The following is a 25,050-nucleotide window of genomic DNA, read 5'->3' on the forward strand; positions in this document are numbered from 1 at the left end:
ATTTGGATCATGCTCCTATATCATATGTTTCTGATGCAGGGAGGCTTTCAGCACTATTTAACTTACGAAAAAGTACTGCCTAAATGGACGAAACAAGGGAAAGATCTGCCGACCGTCAGCATTCTCATTCCAGCACATAATGAAGAAGTGGTCATTCGGCAGACGCTAAAAGCCATGGTCCAGTTATCCTATCCCAAACACCTTCTTGAAATCATTGTGATTAATGACAATTCCACTGATCGTACAGGGGAGATTGTGCAATCTTTTAGCGAGCAATACGATCATGTCCATATGATTGAAACAAAACCGCCATTTGCAGGGAAGGGGAAATCTACTGCACTGAATGAAGGCTTGAAGGCTTCGACAGGAGACGTTATTTGTGTATACGATGCAGATAATATGCCTGAAAAGAAAGCCGTCTACCATTTGGTTCTTGGATTATTGAATGATCCTAAAGCAGGTGCTGTTGTAGGGAAATTCAGGGTCATCAATGCAGCCAAAAACCTCCTGACAAAATTCATTAACATAGAAACGATCTGCTTCCAGTGGATGGCGCAAGGCGGGAGATGGAAATGGTTTGGCATTGCGACAATACCAGGCACCAACTTTGCGATCCGTCGGCACATTTTAGAAGAGCTTGGCGGCTGGGATGTCCATGCACTAGCTGAAGACACTGAATTAACGATTCGTGTGTATAACCTGGGCTATGTGATTCGGTTCTTTCCTGCTGCGATTACATGGGAACAAGAGCCTGAAACATGGAAAGTCTGGTGGCGGCAACGAACACGCTGGGCTAGAGGCAACCAATATGTTGTGCTCAAATTTTTAAGACAGTTTATGAAATTAAAACGAAAACGAATGATTTTCGATTTATTTTATTTTTTCTTTACGTATTTCTTATTTTTCTTTGGTGTACTGCTCTCCAACGGCATTTTTATCGTAAACTTATTCGTTGATCTTCACTTATCTGTGGGAGCTGTGGCACTCATCCTATGGGGGTTAGCCTTCTTCCTCTTTTTAACAGAAGTGATGATTACGTTAAGCATAGAGAAAACAGAGCTGACCAAACAAAACATTCTCATTGTGATTCTCATGTACTTTACCTATTCCCAAGTATGGATTGCGCTTGTTGTGTACTCCTTATGTGTAGAGGCGAAAAGCCGATTATTGAAACAAGAAGTGAAATGGTACAAAACCGAGCGTTACAATCAACAACAAAAGAAAAGCGGGTGACATATTGAAATCGTTAAAATGGTTGATTTATATATTAGGATTATCCTTAGCGATCCAGCCTTTTTTCATGGCAGGTCAAGCAATGGCGCAATCCAACCGAGTTCAAGTGAAAGATGATTGGGTTCATTCTTCAAAAGAAAGCAAAACAAAAACGCAGCATCTATCAGAAGACGTAGTGACCTTAGATGGACAAGAAGACCGCACTGAATTTACCTATCAAGTGGATCAGGAAAAAACAGAGTCAAGCACATTGACGTTAAATATAGAGGCTTCACCATTATTGATTTCACCTTCTTCATTCACTGTTATGATTGATGGAGAGATCGAAAAGACCATCCCTGTATCAGGGAAAAACCAGAAGAAGTCGATTCAAATCAAGTTGAACAAAGCACAATTGAAAAAAGGTACTCACCGCATTCAGGTCACATTTTATGGTGTCTTAAAAGAAGGCGTGTGTATCAACCAAGAGACACCTGCTAATTGGCTAAAAGTGTATCCTGAAAGTGAACTTACATTCAAAGGAATCAAGACGAAAGATTTCACATTAGATAGCTTTCCATCACCTTTTATTCAAACAGGTGATCAGAAAGAACAGACAGACATTGTCATTCCTAATTCACCGGATGCAGCTGAATTAGAAGCAGCCATCAAAGTATACCGTACGTTGAAAAACAAAGATCGCCAAAAAGAGATCAAACTTATCCAAGAAAAGGACATCAAGCAAGTGACGCACCCAACGATTGCTGTGGGAGCTAAAGGAAGCTGGGATGGACGATTGAAAACGATTGAACAAGCTGCAGGAATTAAAACAAAAAGCAGTCATCTTACGTTAGCGATGAGAACTTTGACAGCAAAGAAAACAGAACAGCCCATTTTATTTGTGACAGCGGAAAAACCTGTGACAATTGCTGAAAAAATCAATGTTCTGACTCAGTCAGAATTAACGGGTCAACTGACTGGAACGGACTTACTGATTCAAAAGACTGCAGCTCAAACGTCTAAACCATCTCACAAGATTCCTTTGAAAGATTTTGGCGGAGATGATGTCACGGTTGGGACCAACAAGACGGCATCCGACCACTACTATTATCCGAAAGCGCTACTGGCTAACCAAAAATCAGGTGCAAAGCTCAATCTTTCATTCAAAAAATCTGATACAGCAGCAAGCAAAACAGAACGGTTAACTGTTATGATCAATGACGAACCGCACGACGTACCCTTAACAAAACTAGGCAACAAAGATGCGAATGGATTCTATCATGTCTCGATTCCAGTAGATTCAAAGATACTTCAAAAAAATGAATATATTGATTTGCAATTTGTCACAAGTGGTTTTAAAAACATGGAATCCTGCAGACATACGGATGAAGAAGGCTGGATATTCATTGACAAAAATAGCTCTCTTCAAATACCAGAAGGAACAATGAGTGAAAAGCCAGATTTAGCCGCATGGCCGCTCCCGTTCACTTCGAAAAATACATTGATCATCATACCAGATCAAATCAAACGTGAAACAATCAATCAAATGACCATGTTGACGGAATCTTTTAGTCAGCCAGAAGTAGCTCAATATCATTTAATGAAAGCTTCTCAAGTCACAAATGAACAATTGAAAAATCACCCTCTCATTTTCATCGGAGGCATTCAAACATTCTCTCTTCTGAAAGAAAACGCAGCCGATCTCGTTGTTCCGGTGAAAAAGGATCAGTATGATGTATCTTCTTTCGGCATGATCAACGAAACAACGGCTCGAATTGTATGGACACAGCCATCTGTTTGGAATAAAGAACAGACAATGACAGTCTTTTCAGGAATGACTGCAGCTGAAGCTAACGTGTCAAATGAAGTGATGCAATTTCTTCAAACAAATACAGAAAAAGCAACAGTTGCAATAGAGAGTAAAAACAAAGGCATGTTTTCTAATCATCAATCCGTCAGCAGCACATCGAGCAGTCTGAAAACAAGTGAAAAACAAAGCAGCAGCGAGTCTTGGATTTACTTTGCGTGTATCGCTGCACTCATCCTTTTTGTGCTTGTGATGATTGTCTATTTCGTACGAAAAAACCGTAAAAAGACTGAGTTCTAAACGATCAAAAGACCTTGAAAAAATCTCTTTACTTTGGTGTCAAACGGGAGTATGATCTCTTTTATAAAAGACCAATCGCTGAATCATTTCGATGAGCGGGGGAACCAATTGTGGTGGTATAAAACACCACGTGGGGTGAATCCTTTTAAGGTAGGGCAAAATCTCATGCGCCCGAATCCGTCAGCTAACCTCGTAAGCGTTAAAGAGAGCAAAGACCAACCTGTGATCTAAACAATAGGCACAGGGGCATTCTATTGCCTCTGTGTCTTTTTGGCGATCCAAAATTTTGCAACTCAAATCGTTTGACACTAAAGGAGCGGGCAACACATGTACAGTTTGATGAAGCGTATTTTAATTGGTAAACCATTAAAATCACAGGCAGCAGGAGAACAAAAACTATCAAAAATCAAAGCTTTGGCATTATTGTCATCAGACGCATTGTCGTCAGTCGCATACGGTACAGAACAAATCTTGATTGTTCTATCAGTTGTCAGTGCGGCAGCGTTTTGGTACTCACTCCCGATTGCAGGTTGTGTATTAATTCTTTTAATGGCGTTAATTCTATCTTACCGCCAGATTATTTATGCTTATCCAGAAGGCGGCGGGGCGTATGTCGTCTCCAGCAGAAACTTAGGTGAAAAACCAGGGCTGGTTGCTGGTGGATCATTACTCGTCGATTACATTTTAACCGTAGCAGTGAGCATTTCTGCTGGGACCGATGCGATCACATCGGCTTTTCCAGCTCTATATCCATATCATGTCATGATTTCAATCGTATTAGTTCTAGTGATTATGGTGTTAAACCTTCGTGGACTGACAGAGTCGGCATCTATTTTGGCTTATCCTGTGTACCTATTTGTCTTTTCATTGCTCATTTTAATTGGAGTGGGCGGGTTTAAACTATTAACAGGGCAAGTGCCGCCAGCACCTGAACATACAGCATTTGGCACACATGTATCAGGCATCACGTTATTTCTTTTATTAAAGGCATTTTCGTCTGGCTGTTCTGCTTTAACAGGTGTTGAAGCGATTTCTAATACAATTCCATCCTTTAAAAAACCAGCCGCACAAAATGCAGCGAGAACTTTATTGATGATGGGGGGATTACTGGCCGTTCTATTTGTAGGAGTGACATTGCTTGCGTTTGGTTTTGGCATCTCACCAAAGCCAGAAGAAACGGTTGTGTCACAGATTGCATCAGACACATTTGGACGGACATTTTTCTACTATGTCATTCAGGCTGTCACAGCTTTAATTTTAATATTAGCGGCAAACACAGGCTTTTCAGCTTTTCCATTATTGGCTGTCAACTTAGCAAAAGATAAATATATGCCGCGCATGTTTACAGTGAGAGGAGATCGGCTCGGTTATTCCAATGGCATTATCTTTTTAGGTGTAGCTTCTATGCTGCTCATTTGGCTATTTGATGGGAAAACAGAACACCTCATTCCACTTTATGCTGTCGGTGTGTTTATTCCATTTACCTTGTCTCAGACAGGTATGTGTGTAAAGTGGATTCGTGAAAAACCACAGGGATGGAAAGTGAAAATGCCTATCAATATCGTGGGAGCACTTATTTCATTTACGGTTTTCATGATTCTCATTTTGACCAAGTTCCATCTTGTATGGCCAGTATTTGTTTTCATGCCAATTGTTCTATTTATTTTTCATTCTATTAAGAAACATTATCTGTCTGTTGGAGAACAATTACGTTTATTGAATGAAACCGAGCCTGTCGAAATCAAAGGAAATGTGGTCATCGTCCCAATAGCAGGTGTCACACGTGTCGTCGAACAATCTGTGCAATATGCAAAATCCTTATCAGACCAGGTCGTAGCGGTTCATGTATCGTTTGATAAAGAGAAAGACAAGAAAATTGAAGCTGATTGGGAAAAGCTGAATAGTGATGTGCGTCTTGTGATTTTACATTCGTCTTATCGAAGTCTCATTCACCCGCTTGATAAATTTCTTGAAACGATTGAAGCGAAAGCAAATGCACATCAATATAGAGTGATGGTGCTCGTCCCTCAATTTATTCCGAAAAAAAGATGGCACACCATTTTGCACAATCAATCTGCTTTCTTATTAAGATTCCGTTTATTATGGAAACGGGATATTGTTGTCGCCACTCTTCCATATCACTTTAAAAAGTAGCAAGAGCAAGTTGAAACGTTTGATCAAAAGGGTGCGGTGGTATGGAGTAAGAAAAAAGGAGTTTTCTCACATGCCGCAAAGAACCGCAGGAAAAGAAGTAACAGCGCTACTGGAAGAGTGGGGCGTGAAACATATTTATGGAATGCCCGGCGACAGTATTAACGAATTAATCGAAGAACTAAGGCATGAATCAAGCAAAATTCAATTTATACAAACAAGACATGAAGAAGTGGCAGCACTTTCAGCAGCAGCTGATGCGAAACTAACAGGCAAACTTGGTGTTTGTTTATCAATTGCTGGGCCAGGTGCTGTCCACTTATTAAATGGACTATACGATGCAAAAGCGGATGGTGCACCTGTATTAGCGATTGCAGGGCAGGTTGCCTCAACTGAAGTAGGCAGAGATGCATTTCAAGAAATCAAATTAGAGCGGATGTTTGACGATGTTGCTGTCTTTAATCAGCAAGTACAAACAGCAGAAGCTCTGCCTGACTTATTGAATCAAGCCATCAAAGCTGCTTATACCCATAAAGGGGTGGCGGTTCTCACTGTCTCAGATGATTTATTTTCTCAGAAAATTAAGCGGAGTCCTGTTTATACATCTCCTCTTTACGTAGAGGGAGACGTGCGGCCCAAGAAAGATCAACTGCTAAAGGCTGCTCAACTCATTAACAATGCGAAGAAGCCAGTCATCTTAGCAGGAAAAGGATTAAGAAATGCTAAAGAAGAACTTCTTTCGTTTGCAGAAAAGGCAGCTGCACCGATCGTCATTACACTTCCTGCAAAAGGTGTTGTTCCAGACAGGCATCCATACTTTTTAGGGAACCTAGGTCAGATCGGGACGAAGCCTGCATATGAAGCGATGGAAGAGTGCGATTTATTAATCATGCTTGGAACCTCCTTCCCATATAGGGATTACTTACCGGAAGACACACCTGCCATTCAATTGGATATCAAACCGGATCAGATCGGTAAAAGATATCCAGTAGAAGTGGGGATTGTAAGTGACAGTAAAAATGGTCTTCATGAACTAACCTCTTATATTGAATATAAAGAGCAGCGCGGTTTCCTTGAAGCTTGTACAGAGCATATGATGAAGTGGCGAGAAGAAATGGATAAGGAAAAATCTATTGCCACATCACCGCTTAAACCGCAGCAAGTCATCGCTAGATTAGAAGAAGCGGTCGATGATGATGCCATTCTTTCAGTTGATGTCGGTAATGTGACGGTATGGATGGCACGTCATTTCGAAATGAAGCAGCAGGATTTCATTATTTCCAGCTGGCTTGCCACAATGGGCTGTGGTTTACCTGGCGCAATATCAGCTAAATTAAACGAACCAAACCGCCAAACTATTGCTGTCTGTGGTGACGGAGGCTTCACAATGGTGATGCAAGATTTTGTGACGGCGGTAAAATATAAACTGCCAATTGTCGTTGTGATCTTAAACAACAACAACCTTGGTATGATTGAATATGAACAACAGGTAAAAGGCAACATCAACTATGGTATAGAGCTGGAAGATATTGATTTTGCAAAATTTGCAGAAGCATGCGGTGGTAAAGGAATCTCGGTGTCATCACATGAAGAACTAGCACCAGCCTTTGATCAAGCACTTCAAGCTGAGAAACCTGTGATCATTGATGTTGCGGTGACCAATGAACCACCGTTACCTGGTAAAATCACGTACACACAAGCAGCAGGCTTTAGTAAATATTTATTGAAAAAATTCTTTGAAAAAGGTGAGCTGGATATCCCTCCACTCAAGAAAAGCCTCAAACGCTTTTTCTAAACAGCAGGTAGTCGGTCCTCCAATTAGGGGGACTGACTTTTTTGTTGAACAAGGAAAAACATTTCAATTGTCACTTGTTTTCTTTTGTATAAAAATATCCAGAATGGATTTTTGTAACTTAAAGCCTATTTTTCCAATTCGATGAGAAAGGTAAAATAGACTTTATGATCAATAATGGAGGGAGTGGATTTTTCTGGGTAAGATACTTGATGCAAAAGCACTAGCCAGTGCCATGGATACAAGGGCGAAACACTATCAGGCACTCCGTGAAGAAATGGTTGATTTAAAAAAAGCGCTACAGGGCGTGGCGAATCTAGGTGATGACTTTACTGGAAAAGGTGCCGATAACATTAAAAGTTTCTACAAAGAACTCGCCGGAAATGTGGACATGTTCATCAGCTTTATTGATAAGCAAAAAGCCTTTCATGAAGGTGTTTCTGGAACGCTTGATGATACAAACTTTGGCGGCGATACCTTTGTAGAAGAACACTTTTTAGACAACGCTGTACATATGGGAATCAAAAATGCCAAAAGTATTGTAAAGGATCAAAAAAATGCTCTCAAAACCATTTTTCAAGACATCGACGACCTCATTTCACTAGAAGTATTTGATAGCCAAACTTTTGATGAAAAAATAGAAGATGCGGAAGACGAGCGAAAAAAGACAGTGAAAGACCTAAGAGAGCTTGATCAAAATCTAAAAGATGAATATGCTTTGTCAGAGACGGAGCAGCAGGCTACAATGGCATTGTACGCAGAAATGATGAATGCGACAAATGATGGAAAATCCATTTCGCCTATGAATTTTGACAAGAAAGCGTATCAAATTAGCGAAATCTACAAGGCAAAAAACGATATTGAGAAGCAAACTTCTGAATATCTGAAAATCAAAAATGATCAAGAAGAAGCTCGCAAGATCGCAAAGGAACAAGAAGCGCTCGCCAACCGTCCGTGGTATGAAAAAGCACTTGATTATGGCGGGAATATTGTAAATGAATTGACAGGCGTGAACGATGCAAAACGTGCCGCAACGGGCGTTGATCCGATCACAGGTGAAGAACTCACCGCAGGACAGCGAGTCGCCGCAGGTGGCATGGCAGCAGCAGGCTACATCCCGATTGTCGGCTGGGCAGGACGTATTTTCAAAGGCGGAAAAGCCGTCTATAAAACGACTCAAGCCACGTCCGCCGCAGTCAGAGCAGTCGACATTTACAAGACCTCACAGAAGTCTTTCGATGCGTTGAAAACATCACAAAAAGGCTTATACGGTCTTACTGCGACCAACGGCTTCAGCGAAGCGATTACGGGTCGAGACATGTTTGGAAATAAAGTCTCGAAAGAACAGCAGGAAGCGAGTATGAATGCGGCTCTGGGGATGCTTTTACCGTTTGGTGCAAAAGGGTTTCATGGTAAGATGGGAATCAAGAAAGGTGAGAAAAATCCTTTATCTCCAGGTAATGGATTAGCTACACATGAATCCAGAGGTGGGCACTTAATAGAGAGGCATGTTGGGAAAACAGATGAAGAACTATTAGAAAGGCTGAAAAGTAATCCTAAAATCACGGGTTCTTCTACTTTTAACGATAGAATGACAGCAGAAAGAGTTGCTGATTCAGTTCTGGGTGATCCTAAGAGTGTTGATAAAATACAAAAGTGGTTATCCGACCCCAACAGTAGACCTACATTACCATTAAAATATAAGGGTGATGGAGAGGTAATTGGAAGAAGTGTTTCGAGAAATTCAGAAGTAGTTGAGAATGTTACAAATGCAAAAATTATACTGAAAAAAGATGAGAATGGTGGTTTTATTTTAACAGGATACCCTGTTAAATAGAAAGAAGGATGATAAAATGAATGAGGGTTACAGTTATTTAGAGGAGTTAGAAGATTTTTTAGGTGGGACATTTCATCAGGATATCGATTCACCAGAAGAAGCGTTAGAGGAGTTTATTCATGAAGCTACTAAAGAATGTCTGCTATCTACTATAAAGGATTGTCAGGATTTTTTGAATGGTACTTTAACAATTGAAGAAAAAGAAAGTTTTATCGAAAATAATGCAGAAATCTATTTTCCGGCGATCTCATTAAACCCTATACAGTGGTTTAATAAAATAATAGAGGAAATGAAAGAAGCAGTGAAAGTGAAGTAACAAAATGATCCTTGATCGGCCAATGCCTTTCAAGGATCATTTTGTGTATATTGGCCTTCATACCGAGAAAAAGCCGACAAAAAGGGGGATAAAATGGGGACCTTTTTTCCTGTGTGAATCATTGTATGCTTAAGACAAGCAAAACGAATATTAAAGATGAAAAAGCTATGGTAATGAACGTGGACGAAGAAGAGAGGTTAAAAGTTAAATTTTATAAACAAGTTGGAGTGGAGTTACTTTAAAATAGCCTTATTGTATTAGAAAGAAATATAAAACAATTATGATATTCTCTCAGATAAATCAGTAGGTGAAGTAGTTGTTACTTCTAAATATAATGTTATTGTTATCATACTTTGACTGGCTATATGCCTTTCAAGGTTTTTGTGTTTATTGGCCTTCATACCGAGAAAAAACCGATAAAATGGGGATTTTTTTCCTGAGTGGATCATCGTATGATAGAGACAAGCAAAACGAACGCATTGAGCACTATTGAGAAGCACACTTCTGAATATCTAAAAGTCAAAAAAGATCAAGAAGAAGCCCGCAAGATCGCAAAGGAACAAGAAGCACTAGCCAACCGTCCGTGGTATGAAAAAGCTCTTGATTACGGAGGAAATATCGTCAATGAACTGACAGGCGTGAACGATGCAAAACGTGCCGCAACAGGTGTCGATCCGATCACAGGTGAAGAACTCACCGCAGGACAGCGAGTCGCCGCAGGCGGCATGGCAGCAGCAGGATACATCCCGATCGTCGGATGGGCGGGCCGTATTTTCAAAGGCGGAAAAGCCGTCTATAAAACGACTCAAGCCACGTCCGCCGCAGTCAAAGCCGTCGACATTTACAAGACATCACAGAAGTCTTTTGACGCCCTAAAAACATCTCAAAAAGGCTTATATGGACTCACCGCAACAAACGGCTTCAGCGAAGCGATTACGGGTCGAGATATGTTTGGAAATAAGATCTCGAAAGAACAGCAGGAAGCCAGTATGAATGCGGCGCTGGGGATGCTTTTGCCGTTTGGGGCGAAGGGAGTTAAAAGTAATTTAGATTCCATTAAAAAGCCCAAATATATCCCGAAAGATATAAATGGTAAAAATGCGAGTCTGCCAAAATACGAGAATGGGAAGTTAATCAATGGAACGGTTCATAAACCAGATTCACAGTTTCCTCATACGCAAATTGGTTATAGGAAAGGGCGTAAAGAGGGGTACATTCAAACCCTCGAATGGGGAAAAGATGGTACGCCGATACAAAGAACAGATTGGACGGATCATGGTAGAGGTGATCACACAAATCCACACTCTCATCTTGCGGTCTTTAAGGATGGATCATGGAGTTTTAAAGAATAATTTGGAGGAGATTTGAATGGGTGTAAAGGAATCAGCGTTTCTATTAAAAATAAGAGGTATGGAATATTTTAACGATGAATTATCTTGCTTAGGTGATCAACTTGCTGAGATTCTTTTGTGTATTAAGGAATTTAAACAGGATTATCAATGGTATGTATTTGATGTGTTTGGTTCGACTCATTCTTCTCTTTTTGAGCTATTCCCAAGCCAAGATTTGAGTGTAATGTCAACAGACCAATTAATAGATAGTGTAAGACAAGTTGTTCAATTTGAATCAGGTGTCTTTATAGGATTTCAAAAAGGTTTACAGATTGAATGGGATTTGAATTCAATGCCTGAAACAGAAGAAGATGAGGGCATCCAACACTCTTTAGCAGATATTGAAATTAGAGCATTCGATTTTTCTTACTTTGAAGTTTATGGTAATGATGTGGAAATTGAGAAACACCTGGTTCATAACCTGAATAAGTGAGAGAATTTCAATACGTTGTTGAGTATAAATGTATCTTAAAAACGAGGCTAATAAACCACCACAAAAAAAGGGGAATAAACCATGCTATGGATTTTCACACAAAACGAACAAAGTTTCGTTAATGTTCACGAAGTCACAGTAACTGGTAAAAAGATTGTATAGGTCATCGTACCATTTGGGTTTTTTTCAATTACTTTCACAATGTCTTGAAGGATCTCTGACGCTCGATCATTTGAGTCATACTTGCCGAGCGTCTTAACCCAAGAATCACTGCCTGCGATAAACCCTTCCGAATGCCTCAGCAGTAAAAAAGAAACCACCTTTCCATCGCGAAAAGGTGGTTTTGTTTATGAAGGTGTTTTGGTAAAGGCTAAAAATAACGGGATGCCTGTGCCGACAAGTGTTGTGGCAAATAGGAACATACCGCAAATGAATAGAAAATGACTGGCTGAAAAGACGAGTGCCAGAATGAGAAATACGATGCTGAGTCCTGCCATGCTATATGATGGGACAAAGCGGCGTTTGTATGTGGCTTTCTTTGTTAGGAATGAGAAGAAAATGCCAAATAATAAAGGGACAATCCATAAGTAAAATAAAATAATAAGAGACATACATCATACCTCGATTTTTTCCTTCTATTTTATCAGATGCCAATCACAACGGATACTACAAAGCTTCACTTTGTAAAATAGTTCATGCAATCGACACAATTAAGTGGGCTGATTGATCGAATTCGTTTTTTCTTTCGTATATTCAGGCTGTAAAAGTGCGTACACACAGTGATCGGCAAAGTGGTCGCCCAGCCATTCACATTGTCTTAATATGCCTTCCAGTGAAAAAGATAAACGCTCTGCGATGCGCCTGCTTTTTTGATTATCAACAGCGGCCCTTATTTCAATGCGGTGCAGACCGCACTCTTCAAATAAATAGTGAATGACCGCTTTGCATGCTTTTGTCATGATGCCTTTTCCTTGATAGCCTTCCCCGAGCCAATACCCAATGGAAACCGTCCGGTTAATCCAATGAATCTGGTGGGTGCCAATGATACCGACGAGTTCTCCATGTGACCAGATTCCAGCCTGAAAACCATTGTTTTGCAAAGCTTGCTGCATGGCACCTTGAATAAACGCCATGCTGTCTTCTTCTGTCTGCGTCGAATCCACCCATAGCATCCATTCACGTAAGTGCTCTCTTGAGCGTTGGATGAGCAGATACAGACTTCTCGCGTCTCTTGGTTCAAGCAGCCGCATGGATAGATCTTGATCCTGATAAAAAAACATGTGATCACATCCTCTCAAGGGAAATTCTACCACAACCCGATATAAAAGACAGCATGATCACTGTCTTTTACATAAACGTATCCACAATTAAAAACAGATTAAGTGCGACAACAAGAGCTGCTATCACCCAAGATATTCCTGTCACCCAGCGAGCATTCGTCAAATCGCCCATAATTCGTTTTTTACTTGTAAACAAAATGAGCGGAATTAAAGCAAACGCAATGCCAAATGATAAGACCACTTGACTCATCACAAGCGCAGATGTCGGATTGACCCCAGATGCAATGATCGCAATAGGCGGAATGATGGTAATCAGCCGGCGGACATAGAGCGGAATTCGGTACTGAATAAACCCCTGCATAATAATATCGCCTGACAGTGTACCGACAGAGGAGCTGGAAAGTCCGGCTACAAGCAGACCTACACCAAATAAGATCGCTGACACAGGACCTGCGAGAGTTCCAAAATGCTGAAATGCTACATCCAAATCCTCAACAAAAAGACCATTTTTAAAAAATAAAGCCGCAGCTACAATCAACATGCTGGCATTGATGGCGCCAGCAACGATCATTGCAATGAGGATGTCTAAAAACTCAAAACGAAAAATCAGCTTTTTCTCTTTTTCCGTTCTGCCGACGACTCTTCTTTGCGTTAAGGCTGAATGGAGATAGATCGCATGCGGCATCACCGTAGCGCCTAAAATACCAGCGGCTAGCAGTACGCTGTCTGCCCCTTCAAACCTTGGAATGAACAGTCCACCGGCGACACTTGCAAGATCAGGTTTCGCGACAAAGGTTTGTACAGCGAAAGCAATCACGACAACAAACAGCATACCGGTAATTCCTGCTTCTAATGCTCGATAACCTCGTCTTTGGAGCTCTAAAATGGCAAAAGAACCGATCGCTGCAATAATCGATGCTTCAAGAAGCGGGATACGAAAGAGTAAGTATAAACCAAGTGCAGCCCCGATAAATTCGGCTAAATCTGTGGCGATAATGACGAGTTCGCCCTGAATCCATAAACCAATCGAGACTGGTTTTGGAAACTCTTCTCGAGCAATTTCAGGTAAATTTTTCCCTGTTGCGATTCCAAGTTTTGCAGACAAAGACTGGATGAGTAAGGCCATGAGATTGGATATGAGAATGACCCATAACAGAAGGTAGCCATATTTCGAGCCAGCCGCAATGTTGGTCGCAAAGTTTCCTGGATCAATATATGCAATGGCTGCGATAAAAGCAGGCCCGAGAAAAGGAAGGAGTCTTCTAAATCCTTTCACCTTTCCTTCAAGTGCACGCTCCGCTGCCACTGACATGTGGGCCTGTGCTTCGATGTATTTGTTTGTCATATGTCATCACCTAGATTCTACAAAGTTTTGCTTTGGCACAAAAAGTTTCCTCGATGCAATTTTTAATCATCATATGCCCATCTTCATGAAAAGTCAACTATCTGAACTAATAGGTTTGTTTATCTTATGTAAGTGAAAAAAATAGATACCTTGTCAATCAAAACATAAAAAACACCGCCTTTTAGACGGTGTCCCTACTGCTTACTCTGTTATTTGTTTTTTTATGAAACCCTTGATCCCACACTACGGAAGATCAGGCTTAAGATGATGACAAAGATCGCTGCGCCTAAGATTGCTGGAATGATCGCAAATCCTGCTAGACTAGGACCCCATGTTCCAAGTAATCCATGACCAATCCAAGCACCTGCAAGCCCGGCAATCATTGAACCGATCCAGCCTCCTGGTACACTTCCACCAGCGAGTGCACTCCCAATGAGACCAATGACTATCGCCACAACTAATGAAATCAAAAATCCTAACATGTTGATCACTCCTCTTTTGTTTGTTTATTGTTTACTAAGCAATAACCGTTTTAAAAGAGATTAAAACCTTTCGGAACCGCTTCAATGTTCGATACGTATGATGGACAAGGATTGTGTATAATAACAGACATATACTTGAACGGCATCTAAGGAGGCAAATGGCATGGAGGAAAGAGAGTGGCTAAAAGCGCAATTAAAAGAGATTGAAAAATGGGAGAAAGACCAGCAAAAGGTATGGTTTTGGGAGAAACTCAGCCGGCTTCCATTTCAAATGCTGGACAAGCTGACCCCTGCCTTTATTCAAAAGAAAATCGGTGTGTTATTAGATGAGATGGGGCACTACATTCAATCAGGCGGTGTCTATTTGACGTCAGAGAAAGGCATTATTCATCAATTTCAAAAGAAATGTGCCGATGAATCGATTCAGCGTATTGAAGATATTGAGGCGGCTCCGATCGAGGTCATGGATGCCATTAGTGATCAGATGGGGAAAAACCGAACAAACCTCGCCACTGTCCAAGGTGCGACAACAGGTGTCGGAGGTATGTTTACATTAGCGGCAGATATTCCGGCTGTCCTCGGTCTCTCTTTAAAAACATTACAGGATATCGCCGTCACCTATGGCTATGATCCGAAAAATAAAGAAGAACGAGTCTTTATCATTAAATGTTTACAGCTGAATTCTGCTGACGTTGTTGGGAAAAAATCAATATTAAAAGAGCTGAAGAGCTATCATGCATCAGAAGGGAAGCACGAAAACATGATCTCTCAAATTCAAGGATGGCGTGAGGTCGTATATAACTACCGTGATTCGTTTGGCTGGAAGAAGCTGTTTCAGCTAGTCCCAATTGCGGGGATTTTGTTTGGTGCAGCGTCCAATCGCTCACAGTTAAAAGGAATTGCTGAAACAGGCATCATGCAATATCGAAAGCGCAGAATATTAACAAGATTAGAGGAGCTCGCTCAGCAAGAACAGCGTGACTCAGGCGCATAAAAAATCCCTTTCTAAAGGGATTTCAGCGTGTAGACAAACCCTCGCATTCGTTGTCAGTCGTGCGTTCCGGTGCTCACGAATGTTCGCTCTGCGCCAGTACTCGCCCTTCCTAGACTGAAGGTTTTCTATCACGCTAAAAAGAAGACAAAGGGCTAAAATTGAGTGCATTTTAGCCCTTTTTCAACAGTAAAAATCCCTTTCTCGAAGGGTTTTTTTTATTTCGTCTCAGCATCTTCTTCAAACGCTTGAATCGGAGAATATTCATAGCGTGCCCGGAGCTCGCGGATTTGTTTGATCAAGGTGGAACCTATGATCCTTTCTGCTTCATCATATAAAGGATCGAGCGCCTTCATCCATTTTTGCCGCTCTGCTGGTGTTAATTCGTGTATCGCAATTGGAGATTCGCGTTTAATATCCTCCAGCTGATCCTTGTTCATCTGTTCGGCATGTTTTTCGTTCCATGCCGTTGTTTCTTCCATCGCTTCGAGTAAAATTCGTTTCGTCTCAGGTGTCTGACGATCAAAAAAGGATTGATCCGTTAAGACGACATACCCTAAATACCCGTGATTACTGATCGTCATATAGTCTTGTATATGATAGAATTTTTTTGAATAAATATTTGAAATTGTATTTTCTTCACCGTCTACTTTTTTTGTTTCTAGCAGCTGAAACGTTGAATTAAACGATTCCTGATAGGGTTTTGCGCCAAGAAGCTTGAATTGCTTTTCAATCATGTCACTTTGCATAATACGGAGAGATTGGTTTTTTAAATCGCCTGGCTGCTTGATAGGGCCTTTATTCGAAGTGATTTGCTTAAAGCCATTTGTCCAGTAGGCCATTCCCTTTAGTCCGTCTTTTTGCAGTGTGCCGAACAGTCTCTGTCCAATCGCACCATGTAACCCTTCTTGGACAGCATCGTAGTTAGAAAAGGCAAAGGGCAGATCAAGTGCCAGCCATTCAGGGGACAGCATGCCGAGCTTTGACGTAGACGGAGCAATAAATTGAACTTGATTCTCTTTTAGTGCATTAATTTCTTCGATATCAGAATAAAGACTCCCGTTTGAAAAGATTTGAATGCTGATCCTGCCATCGGATTTTTCGTGAACAAGCTCAGCAAATTTCTTTGCAGCCAGCCCTTTTGGGGTATTATCTGCGACAACATGGCTGAATTTGAACACAAGCTGATCCTTCAGCCCTGTCTGTTCATCGTCGAAGGTCGTCGCTGATTTAGGCATCATATGATAAAAGCCAAAGTATAAAGCGGTTACAAAACCGATGATGAGCAATAGCGTATAGGCGAGTAAATTCTTCATGCGTCAGATCCCCCTTATGTCAAGGATACTTGACAGAGGAAGAATTCGTAAAGATACAGGTGAAAAAATGATGAGAAATCGACTGAAATTACAACAATTATCTATTAGATGGAAGCTCACCATCCTCACATATTTCGTTGTCATTTTTGCCCTTTTAATCGGAGGAATTGTTCTGGTCGGGGGAATTCAGCAAACAGAGGAACGAGAACTTCGAAAAAGGCTCATGAACACGGCAAGAACAGTAGCTGAGATGAATGAGGTAAAGCAGGCATTGGATGATCAGACAAAGGAGCGTGCGCGGTTGCAGCATGCCATTGAAGAGATTCGGATTATCCAAGATGCTGACTACATTGTTGTCATGGATATGGATCACGTGCGATTGACACATCCGGTGAAAACAAGGATTGGCCAGCGCTCTGAGGGGACAGATGAAGAACCTGCCTTTGCAGAGCATATCTATTTCTCAGAAGCACAGGGAGAGCTTGGCACAGCCATTAGAGCTTTTTATCCAGTAAAGGATGAAAAATTTAACCAAACAGGGGTTGTACTAGTCGGAAGAACACTGCCGAGTATGGCAGATATATTAGGAGAAATGAAGCAGGATATCCTCATGATTCTTCTGCTCACGCTCAGCTTTGGGCTTGTCGGTTCATTTTTGCTCGCCCGTCATATTAAACAGCAAATGTTTAAGCTGGAGCCGCATGAGATTGTCAGAATGCTAGAGGAACGCACCGCTACCTTTCATTCCATTAATGAAGGGGTCATTGCCATTGATAACCAGCACATGATCACCATTTTTAATGAAAAAGCAAAGCAAATTTTCAGCGTGACAGGTGATGTAGTGGGCCGAAATATTTGGGATGTGCTGTCAGATACAAGGCTTCCAGAAATCATTAACCGCGCAGAACCCGTCTACAATGAAGAAATTCATATGAGCGGAAAGCGGATCATGAGCAGCCGAATTCCGATTGTGATGAAAAAGAAAATCATCGGAGCGGTTGCGATTTTTCAGGACCGGACAGAGGCGGCCAAATTGGCGGAGGAATTAACCGGGGTGAAGAACTTCGTTGATGGCCTGCGGGTGCAAAATCATGAACATATGAATAAACTTCATACAATTGCGGGATTAATTCAGCTGGGGAAAGCCGATCAAGCACTCGATTTAGCGTTTCAAACGACCGAAGAGCAGGAGCATGTGACGGACTTTCTCCACCGTGTGATACAGCATGATGCAGTTGCAGGTTTATTGATGAGCAAAATTAGAAGGGGCAAGGAGCTAGGCATAAAGGTTGAAGTAGATGAAAATAGCAGTCTGCTCGATTTCCCAGAGCGGCTGGATCAGCATGATATGACGAAGCTGCTTGGCAACCTGATCGAGAACGCCTTTGCTGCGTATGATACTGTAGAAAGAGACACAAAACTCATTTCTATTAGTATTGATCAAACAGAGGATGTCCTCGCGATCTTAATTGAAGATTATGGCTCTGGAATAGAAGAGGACATGATTCCTCATATTTTCGACAAAGGCTTTACTCACGGTAAAGAAGGCGGAACAGGCTACGGGCTGTATATTGTAAAAACGATTATCGACAAAGGAATGGGAAATGTAGAAGTCACATCAAGCATCGGCATTGGTACCACCTTCTCAATCGAATTCCCAATGACAATAGAGGAGAGAGACAGATGACTCAGATTAAGGTGCTATTAATTGAAGATGACCCGATGGTGCAAGAAGTCAATAAAGAGTTCATTAAGAGTGTCCCTGGCTTTCAAGTTGCGGCTGTAGCAGGAAATGGCGAGCAGGGCATCCAGCTGATCAAAGACATTCGGCCTGATCTTGTGGTGCTCGATGTGTATATGCCAAAAAAAGATGGCGTCAAAACACTACAAGACATCAGAAAGCAAAAGATGCAGGTGGATGTGATTGTGATTTCGGCAGCAAAGGACAAAGAGACGATCGGTACCATGCTTCAAAATGGTGCCCGAGATTATATCATTAAGCCATTTAAGTTTGAACGGATGAAAGAATCTCTTGAAAGCTATAAAGCGTTCAAATCAAAAATTCGTACCGCAGCAGAATTTTCTCAAGAGATGCTCGATGATATCATACGAAAGCCTGCAGTTAAGCAGGAAGAGACATGGCTTCCTAAGGGGCTGAATGTGCATACGATGAATGAAATTAAAGCCTATATGCGTCTGCAAGAAGGAGCGCAGTCTGCAGAGGAAGTCGCCAATGCACTTGGGATTGCACGTGTCACGGCACGCCGTTATTTAGACTTCCTTGTAAAAGAAGGCGAGCTGAAATTAGATATGCAATATGGCGGGGTCGGACGCCCTGTGAACAAATATATCGTACATTCTGACTAAGAGACCAAAAAGACCAAAATGTACGATATGTCCATAAGCTTCACAGCCTTTGATGAAATCGCTATCATTTATCTACAGATAGCAGTTAAGCGTTTACATCAAAGGGTGAGGGAGTTGATTTTTTTATGAAGAGGCTATTGAAGAACCTGACATTTCAGGTCATTGCAGCTGTCATTATCGGGATCATTGTTGGGATGGTTTGGCCAAACGTCGGGAAAGAAATGAAGCCGCTTGGTGACACATTTATTAATGCAGTGAAAATGGTCATTGCACCCATTATTTTCTTAACCATTGTTCTTGGAATTGCCAAGATGGGGGACATGAAAAAGGTTGGAAAAGTTGGGGGAAAAGCTTTTATCTATTTTGAAGTTGTGACGACGCTTGCGCTTGTCATCGGACTGTTTGTGGTCAATATCATGAAGCCAGGAGCGGGTCTTGACTATAGTAAGCTTGAAAAAGGGGATGTCTCGCAATATACCCAAAATGGGGGACAGGGTATCGACTGGATGGAGTTTGTCACACACATTGTGCCATCTAACATGGTAGATGCCTTTGCAAAGGGAGATATTTTACAGGTCTTATTCTTCTCTATTTTATTCGGTGTTGCGCTCGCTGCACTTGGCGAGAAGGGGAAAGGCATCATCGAATGGCTTGATAAGCTGTCGCTTGTCTTCTTCAAAATCATTGGTTACATCATGCGTGCCGCGCCATTAGGGGCATTTGGAGCAATGGCTTATACCATCGGACACTTCGGTTTAGCTTCAATTAAACCACTGGCAAGTCTGATGCTATCCGTTTATATGACGATGTTCTTGTTTATTTTCGTCGTGCTGAACATCATTTGTAAAATGTATGGCTTCAGCCTGTTAGGTTATCTCCGTTTTATCAAAGATGAAATTTTAATTGTTCTTGGCACAAGTTCGTCAGAATCGGTCCTGCCAAGAATGATGGATAAAATGGAACGCTACGGGTGCTCTAAGTCGGTCGTTGGACTTGTCATTCCGACAGGCTATTCCTTTAACTTAGATGGAACCTCAATCTACTTGTCCATGGCCGTGGTCTTCTTAGCGCAAGTGTTTGGGGTGGACTTATCCATCGGACAGCAGATCACCATTATCCTTGTTTTGATGCTCACATCAAAGGGAGCAGCTGGAGTCACAGGAAGCGGATTTATCGTGCTGGCTTCTACACTTGCTGCACTTCAGGTTATCCCGCTAGAAGGTCTTGCACTGCTATTAGGGGTCGACCGTTTCATGAGTGAAGGAAGAGCGATTACGAACCTGATTGGAAATGGAATTGCTACAATTGTTGTAGCGAAAAGTGAAGGGGAATTTGACGAAGCGAAGAGTAAAACAGCGCTTCAGGAAATGCGAAATATCAAGCAGGCTGTTTAGTATAAAAACATCCAAAAACCGAAACCTTATGTTCTACATGGGGTTCGGTTTTTTCTTGTGTAAAAAAAAAAAAACATGAAAGCTTGATAAATTTAGGACGAATCGTAAGACCTCATTGACCTTTTGTTATATAATTTACAGAAAGATCCGATATAATGAATATGAGATCCAACGAAAAATAGACTTTAGTCCTGGCAGGTGTGTAACGTATGGCGGCATTTTTTAAATTGTTCGAAAAACCTGGTGTCAAGAGGTTTTCAGTATTTGTAGTATTAGCCACAGCATTATATCTATTAAGAGGAATGATGAATTTAATCCTCCTGACCTTCATTTTCACCTTTTTAATGAACCGGTTAGAAGAGGTCATAAGAGGCTTTTTAAATCGCTTCCTGAAAATAGGACAGAAATCAGTCATCACCATTTTGTACATCCTTCTGGCTGGTGGATTGACGTTTGGCGGATTTGTGTTTGTGCCCATCATCGCTAAACAGGTGGAGCAGTTATTCCATTTAGGGAAAAAGATTGCAGATCATCCACAAGATTTACCCTTCTTTGACGTCGTCACCAATGTGTTCGGAGATTTCAAAATATCTTCTTTCTTCGAGAAAGGGTTTAATTTCCTCTATACATACTTAACAGATTTCAGCACGTTCAGTATCCAGGTCATTATGTCCTTAATATTAAGCATGTTCTTCCTGTTCGAAAAGGAACGCCTCATTCAATTCATGAATAAGTTCAAAACGAGTAAAATCTCCGTGTTCTATCATGAAATTGCCTTCTTTGGACGTAAATTTTCCAGAACATTTGGTAAGGTGCTCGAAGCACAGTTCATCATTGCAACAGTTAACTGTGTCTTAACAACAATTGCGCTTGGCATTATGGGCTTCCCGCAATTATTTGGATTAGCGGTCATGGTCTTCTTGTTAGGTTTAATTCCGGTAGCGGGTGTGGTCATCTCCCTCGTTCCACTCAGCATCATTGCGTATACACTTGGAGGCGGAATGTACGTCCTATATATTGTGCTGGTAATCGTGATCATCCATGCCATTGAAGCCTACTTCTTAAATCCGAAGCTCATGTCAGCTAAAACAGAGCTCCCTATTTTCTTCACATTTATTGTTCTGATCTTTTCTGAACACTATATTGGCATTTGGGGACTGATTATCGGCATCCCAATCTTTGTGTTTATCTTAGATATTTTGGAGGTCACGAATAAGGAAGAAAGTAATTAAAAAGATCATATGAACCTGTTTACAATTTTCTAAAAATAAGGTATAAATAGTATGAAAATATCATATTACCACACGCTTAATCCTTCTAAAGGAATGGGGGACCCAAGTTTTTGGGGTGAATTTTTCTTATCTAAGAAAAAAGGACATCTCTTCGTCCTAACCCGTCAGCTAACCTCATCAGCGTGAAGAGAGTAGACAGTGGTACACGTATGGACACGCAGGCCCACGAGAAGACTCTCTCGTGGGCCTTTTTGACGAGGAAGGGGAGATTTTATTGAAGCTTGCGACGAAAATTATTATTGCTTTAATTGTAGGTGCAATCACAGGACTACTGCTCAACATTTTTGCTCCAAATGTATTCAAAGTGTTAGACCCTTATCTATTTACACCTCTAGGTCAAATCTTCTTAAACCTGATTAAAATGTTAGTTGTACCGATTGTCTTCTTTTCGATCACACTTGGTGTAGCAGGCCTTGGCGATCCGAAAAAACTTGGCAGAATCGGCGCAAAAAGCATCTCTTATTTTCTACTGACAACAACATTCGCTATTATCATTGCAATGTCTTTAGCCTTATTGATTAAACCAGGTTCCTTTGGTTCATTCGATACAAAAGGGGCAGAATACAAACCTCAAGAAGCGCCATCAACCACTGACACATTATTAAACATCATTCCATCAAATCCAGTTCAATCTCTAGTTGAAGGAAATATGCTGCAAATCATTGTATTCTGTGTTTTCTTAGGACTAGGAATTGCAGTGCTAGGTAAAAAAACAGAAGGATTACTCAGGATATTAGAACAAGGCAATGAACTCATGATGTACCTTGTGGGCGTGGTCATGAAATTTGCTCCATATGGAACATTCGGCTTAATTGTAACGGCTATTGGAAGCCAAGGTCTTGATGCCATTAAAGCCATGGGGCTGTACTTTACAGTCGTTCTAGTAGCGCTGCTTGTTCATTTCTTTCTCACCTATGGTTCCACATTGGCGATATTTGCAAAACGGAATCCTTTTACATTCTTTAAAGATTTTTCACCTGCGATGGTCGTAGCCTTTAGTACGTCTAGCAGTAGTGCGGTTCTCCCTGTATCAATGGAAACCGCTCAAAAGAAATTGAAAGTACCTGAGCCTATCTCTAGTTTCGTGCAGCCGTTAGGCGCTACGATCAATATGGATGGGACAGCAATTATGCAAGGGGTTGCAACTATTTTTATTGCACAAGTGTTTGGTGTGGAGCTAACGCTCATACAAATGCTTACCGTTGTATTAACCGCCGTATTAGCCAGTATCGGGACTGCTGGTGTACCTGGAGTTGGCTTGATTATGCTGGCCATGGTACTAAATTCTGTCGGCCTTCCTGTTGAAGGCATTGGACTGATCCTTGGGATAGACCGTTTATTAGATATGGCAAGAACGGTTGTCAATATTACAGGTGACGCAGCGTGTGCAGTGATTGTGACAGAGACTGAGAAAAAACATGAGAAAGATGCATCATCACCTCAGGTATCAATGTAATGTTTAAAGGGCTGACTGGATCAGCCTTTTTTTTCGTGGAACGGCTTGTCTAGCGTGATATACTTTTTACAGGATGAGCGGCCGTAACTGCCGCCATAGGTTTTACATAGAAGGAGGAACCACTTTGCAGTCTGCTGTTTTACACATAGAGAACGTCGATAAACAAATTGGCCGGCATCAAATTTTGCAACATATTTCGATGGACATTAGACAAGGAGAAATTGTCGGTTTACTTGGACCGAATGGGTCTGGAAAAACGACCTTGATTCGATTGATTGTTGGCTTGATGAAAAAAAACAAAGGCCGGATCATCATGAATGGATATTCTCAAGATGATGATCATCTAAAGGCGATGTCATCTGTTGGGGCGATCATAGAAAACCCGGAATTTTATTCATATTTAACAGGTTTTGAAAACCTTGAACTGTATGCGTCTATGCATGATGGAGTTTCAGAGGAGCGCATTCTTGAAGTGGTAAAAAGAGTCCGTCTGGAGCACGCCATTCATCAGAAGGTCAAAACGTATTCACTAGGGATGAAACAAAGGCTCGGGATTGCACAAGCAATTTTGCATAAGCCCAATCTGCTCATTTTAGATGAACCAACAAATGGGCTTGATCCCGCAGGAATGAAGGAGTTTCGAGAGCACTTGCAACTGCTTGTACAAGAAGAAGGTGTCTCTGTGTTATTTGCTACACATCTATTGCATGAAGTAGAAGAGCTTTGTGACCGCATGATCATCATTCAAAAAGGACAGATCAAAGCCAATACAAACCTTCACGACATGGAAGGAAAAGAGCAGGTGCTGATGAATATTCAGCCAGTAGAAAAGGCAGTTTCATGGCTAGATATGCAAGGATACACATATGAACAAAGGGATCAGCATGTGCTGGTTCAACTGAATAAAGACCGTGTGCCGGAGCTGAATAAACAGCTTGTCTTAGCAGAATTTGATGTACTTGAAATGACGCCTCAAAAACAATCAATTGAAGAGGCCTTTATGAAATGGACGGAAGGCGGGACGACAGATGCTTCAACTCATCAAGAATGAACATAAAAAAATCACGAGACAAAAGATCACATTCATTGCACTTGGACTGATTGTTGTCTTTCAATTGACGATGGCACTAGCATTGAAACGAGTCATTTCCGGGCTTGGCGGGCAAGATACAGTCGCGAACTATTTTGCTTATTCCACGAATGTTGTGTTTATTTTACAAGTGTTCGCTGTCGTGATTGGCGCCACATTGATCTCAACAGAGTTTCAAAAAAGAACCATCAAGTTCTTGTTGATCAGGCCGAAGACAAGGCTTCATATTTTCTTGTCAAAATACATCACTCTTGTGCTGATGGTCCTTTACCTGTTTGTTTTTTATTATGTGTTCGCTTTTCTTTTTGGCCTTATTTTCTTTGGTACTGATTTTGATGAAAGCACTGGGCGGTTATTTCTGCACACATTTGCTGTGATTGGATCACAGTGGGTGGAAGTGGTCATGATGGCAAGCTTTGCTTTTCTGTGCTCTAGTTTGTTTAGAAATAGTCTGATTGCACTTGTGACTTCATTTTTCGTCTTATACGCGGCGAAATCACTAGTATCGATCATGTCACTGTTAGAAAATCAGTGGGGGAAGATTCTGCTTTTCGCTAATACGGACTTCACACAATACAGCTTTCAAGGTCCGCCGCTCTTTCAGGGCATGAGCCCTCTGTTTTCGCTATTCATTGTGGGAGCGCATTTTGTTTTCTTTGTTGGTGCTGCTTGGCTCCTTTTTTGGAAGCGTGATGTAAATGTGTAAAAATTGTGTCAAATAACAAGAAAAATTCGTGACATCTTTGTGAAAACGAGTCTGTGTTTCACGATATCCGGCTGATTTTGTCTTATAATAAG

The 25,050-nt window shown here is 41.3% G+C and carries 20 protein-coding genes, 1 pseudogene and 2 riboswitches; of the genes and pseudogenes, 16 read left to right on the top strand and 5 right to left on the bottom strand.

What is annotated here, in order from left to right; all coding sequences use genetic code 11:
• Nucleotides 1-9: 9 nt before the first annotated feature.
• The 8 genes and pseudogenes from NST57_RS02485 to NST57_RS02520 all read left to right on the top strand — a co-directional run bounded on the left by NST57_RS02485 (nucleotide 10) and on the right by NST57_RS02520 (nucleotide 11,239).
• Nucleotides 10-1,233 carry a glycosyltransferase family 2 protein gene (locus NST57_RS02485; protein WP_445818811.1) on the top strand — a complete coding sequence of 408 codons (1,224 nt, stop codon included), beginning with the start codon at nucleotides 10-12 and terminating at the stop codon, nucleotides 1,231-1,233.
• 4 nt (nucleotides 1,234-1,237) lie between these two features.
• On the top strand, nucleotides 1,238-3,319 hold the full coding sequence (locus NST57_RS02490) for a cellulose biosynthesis cyclic di-GMP-binding regulatory protein BcsB (RefSeq protein WP_341297972.1): 2,082 nt from the start codon (nucleotides 1,238-1,240) through the stop codon (nucleotides 3,317-3,319).
• Nucleotides 3,320-3,385: 66 nt separating this feature from the next.
• Nucleotides 3,386-3,533, top strand: a riboswitch (cyclic di-AMP (ydaO/yuaA leader).
• A gap of 113 nt (nucleotides 3,534-3,646) precedes the next feature.
• A complete protein-coding gene (locus tag NST57_RS02495; protein WP_341297973.1) occupies nucleotides 3,647-5,473 on the top strand; it encodes an APC family permease in 1,827 nt (608 codons plus the stop codon).
• Between the two features lie 70 nt (nucleotides 5,474-5,543).
• Nucleotides 5,544-7,265, top strand: coding sequence for a pyruvate oxidase (locus NST57_RS02500; RefSeq protein ID WP_341297974.1), 1,722 nt, complete (start codon nucleotides 5,544-5,546; stop codon nucleotides 7,263-7,265).
• A gap of 232 nt (nucleotides 7,266-7,497) precedes the next feature.
• Entirely contained in the window at nucleotides 7,498-9,099 is a 1,602-nt protein-coding gene (locus NST57_RS02505) for a ribonuclease YeeF family protein (protein ID WP_445818775.1), read from the top strand.
• Nucleotides 9,100-9,115: 16 nt separating this feature from the next.
• Entirely contained in the window at nucleotides 9,116-9,415 is a 300-nt protein-coding gene (locus NST57_RS02510; protein WP_142154061.1) for a contact-dependent growth inhibition system immunity protein, read from the top strand.
• Nucleotides 9,416-9,891: 476 nt separating this feature from the next.
• A pseudogene (locus NST57_RS02515) lies at nucleotides 9,892-10,464 on the top strand (pre-toxin TG domain-containing protein); the annotation flags it as partial.
• Between the two features lie 319 nt (nucleotides 10,465-10,783).
• Nucleotides 10,784-11,239, top strand: a complete 456-nt coding sequence (locus tag NST57_RS02520) for a hypothetical protein (RefSeq protein WP_035704194.1) — start codon at nucleotides 10,784-10,786, stop codon at nucleotides 11,237-11,239.
• A gap of 347 nt (nucleotides 11,240-11,586) precedes the next feature.
• Here NST57_RS02520 and NST57_RS02525 read toward each other — a convergent pair whose 3' ends face one another.
• From NST57_RS02525 to NST57_RS02540, 4 genes are all read right to left on the bottom strand, one after another.
• Nucleotides 11,587-11,850 carry a hypothetical protein gene (locus tag NST57_RS02525; protein WP_008346966.1) on the bottom strand — a complete coding sequence of 88 codons (264 nt, stop codon included), beginning with the start codon at nucleotides 11,848-11,850 and terminating at the stop codon, nucleotides 11,587-11,589.
• Between the two features lie 99 nt (nucleotides 11,851-11,949).
• Entirely contained in the window at nucleotides 11,950-12,519 is a 570-nt protein-coding gene (locus NST57_RS02530; RefSeq protein ID WP_341297975.1) for a GNAT family N-acetyltransferase, read from the bottom strand.
• 67 nt (nucleotides 12,520-12,586) lie between these two features.
• On the bottom strand, nucleotides 12,587-13,864 hold the full coding sequence (locus NST57_RS02535; protein ID WP_341297976.1) for an Nramp family divalent metal transporter: 1,278 nt from the start codon (nucleotides 13,862-13,864) through the stop codon (nucleotides 12,587-12,589).
• Nucleotides 13,865-14,085: 221 nt separating this feature from the next.
• Nucleotides 14,086-14,346 (bottom strand): GlsB/YeaQ/YmgE family stress response membrane protein, encoded by a 261-nt coding sequence (locus NST57_RS02540; RefSeq protein ID WP_003214275.1) that lies wholly within the window; start codon nucleotides 14,344-14,346, stop codon nucleotides 14,086-14,088.
• 163 nt (nucleotides 14,347-14,509) lie between these two features.
• Between NST57_RS02540 and NST57_RS02545 the strand changes: the two genes are divergently transcribed.
• The gene (locus NST57_RS02545; RefSeq protein WP_024720476.1) at nucleotides 14,510-15,340 is read left to right on the top strand and encodes an EcsC family protein; all 831 of its coding nucleotides are present in this window, start codon (nucleotides 14,510-14,512) and stop codon (nucleotides 15,338-15,340) included.
• 215 nt (nucleotides 15,341-15,555) lie between these two features.
• On the opposite strand, the gene NST57_RS02550 is transcribed toward NST57_RS02545, so the two are convergent.
• Nucleotides 15,556-16,653 (bottom strand): TRAP transporter substrate-binding protein, encoded by a 1,098-nt coding sequence (locus NST57_RS02550; RefSeq protein WP_007496523.1) that lies wholly within the window; start codon nucleotides 16,651-16,653, stop codon nucleotides 15,556-15,558.
• A 67-nt stretch (nucleotides 16,654-16,720) separates the two neighbouring features.
• On the opposite strand from NST57_RS02550, the gene NST57_RS02555 reads away from it, so the two are divergent.
• The 7 genes from NST57_RS02555 (at nucleotide 16,721) to NST57_RS02585 (ending at nucleotide 24,958) form a co-directional block, all read left to right on the top strand.
• Nucleotides 16,721-18,340 carry an ATP-binding protein gene (locus NST57_RS02555; RefSeq protein WP_445818776.1) on the top strand — a complete coding sequence of 540 codons (1,620 nt, stop codon included), beginning with the start codon at nucleotides 16,721-16,723 and terminating at the stop codon, nucleotides 18,338-18,340.
• Nucleotides 18,337-19,020 (top strand): response regulator, encoded by a 684-nt coding sequence (locus NST57_RS02560; RefSeq protein ID WP_039166112.1) that lies wholly within the window; start codon nucleotides 18,337-18,339, stop codon nucleotides 19,018-19,020. Before NST57_RS02555 ends, NST57_RS02560 begins: the two co-directional genes overlap by 4 nt.
• A gap of 125 nt (nucleotides 19,021-19,145) precedes the next feature.
• Nucleotides 19,146-20,414 (top strand): C4-dicarboxylate transporter DctP, encoded by a 1,269-nt coding sequence (dctP, locus tag NST57_RS02565; protein ID WP_048001258.1) that lies wholly within the window; start codon nucleotides 19,146-19,148, stop codon nucleotides 20,412-20,414.
• A gap of 209 nt (nucleotides 20,415-20,623) precedes the next feature.
• Nucleotides 20,624-21,646, top strand: coding sequence for an AI-2E family transporter (locus NST57_RS02570; protein ID WP_007496515.1), 1,023 nt, complete (start codon nucleotides 20,624-20,626; stop codon nucleotides 21,644-21,646).
• Nucleotides 21,647-21,709: 63 nt separating this feature from the next.
• A riboswitch (cyclic di-AMP (ydaO/yuaA leader) is annotated at nucleotides 21,710-21,843 on the top strand.
• Nucleotides 21,844-21,920: 77 nt separating this feature from the next.
• Nucleotides 21,921-23,162: a cation:dicarboxylate symporter family transporter gene (locus tag NST57_RS02575; RefSeq protein ID WP_200831252.1), complete on the top strand. Its 1,242-nt coding sequence runs from the start codon at nucleotides 21,921-21,923 to the stop codon at nucleotides 23,160-23,162.
• A 124-nt stretch (nucleotides 23,163-23,286) separates the two neighbouring features.
• Complete coding sequence (locus tag NST57_RS02580) at nucleotides 23,287-24,213, top strand: ABC transporter ATP-binding protein (RefSeq protein WP_341297977.1); 927 nt, start codon at nucleotides 23,287-23,289, stop codon at nucleotides 24,211-24,213.
• Complete coding sequence (locus NST57_RS02585; RefSeq protein ID WP_024720482.1) at nucleotides 24,191-24,958, top strand: ABC transporter permease; 768 nt, start codon at nucleotides 24,191-24,193, stop codon at nucleotides 24,956-24,958. The genes NST57_RS02580 and NST57_RS02585 overlap by 23 nt, the downstream gene beginning before the upstream one ends.
• Nucleotides 24,959-25,050 lie beyond the last annotated feature (92 nt).

Source organism: Bacillus sp. FSL M8-0077 (genome assembly GCF_038050255.1).
GTDB classification, from domain to species: Bacteria; Bacillota; Bacilli; order Bacillales; family Bacillaceae; genus Bacillus; species Bacillus altitudinis.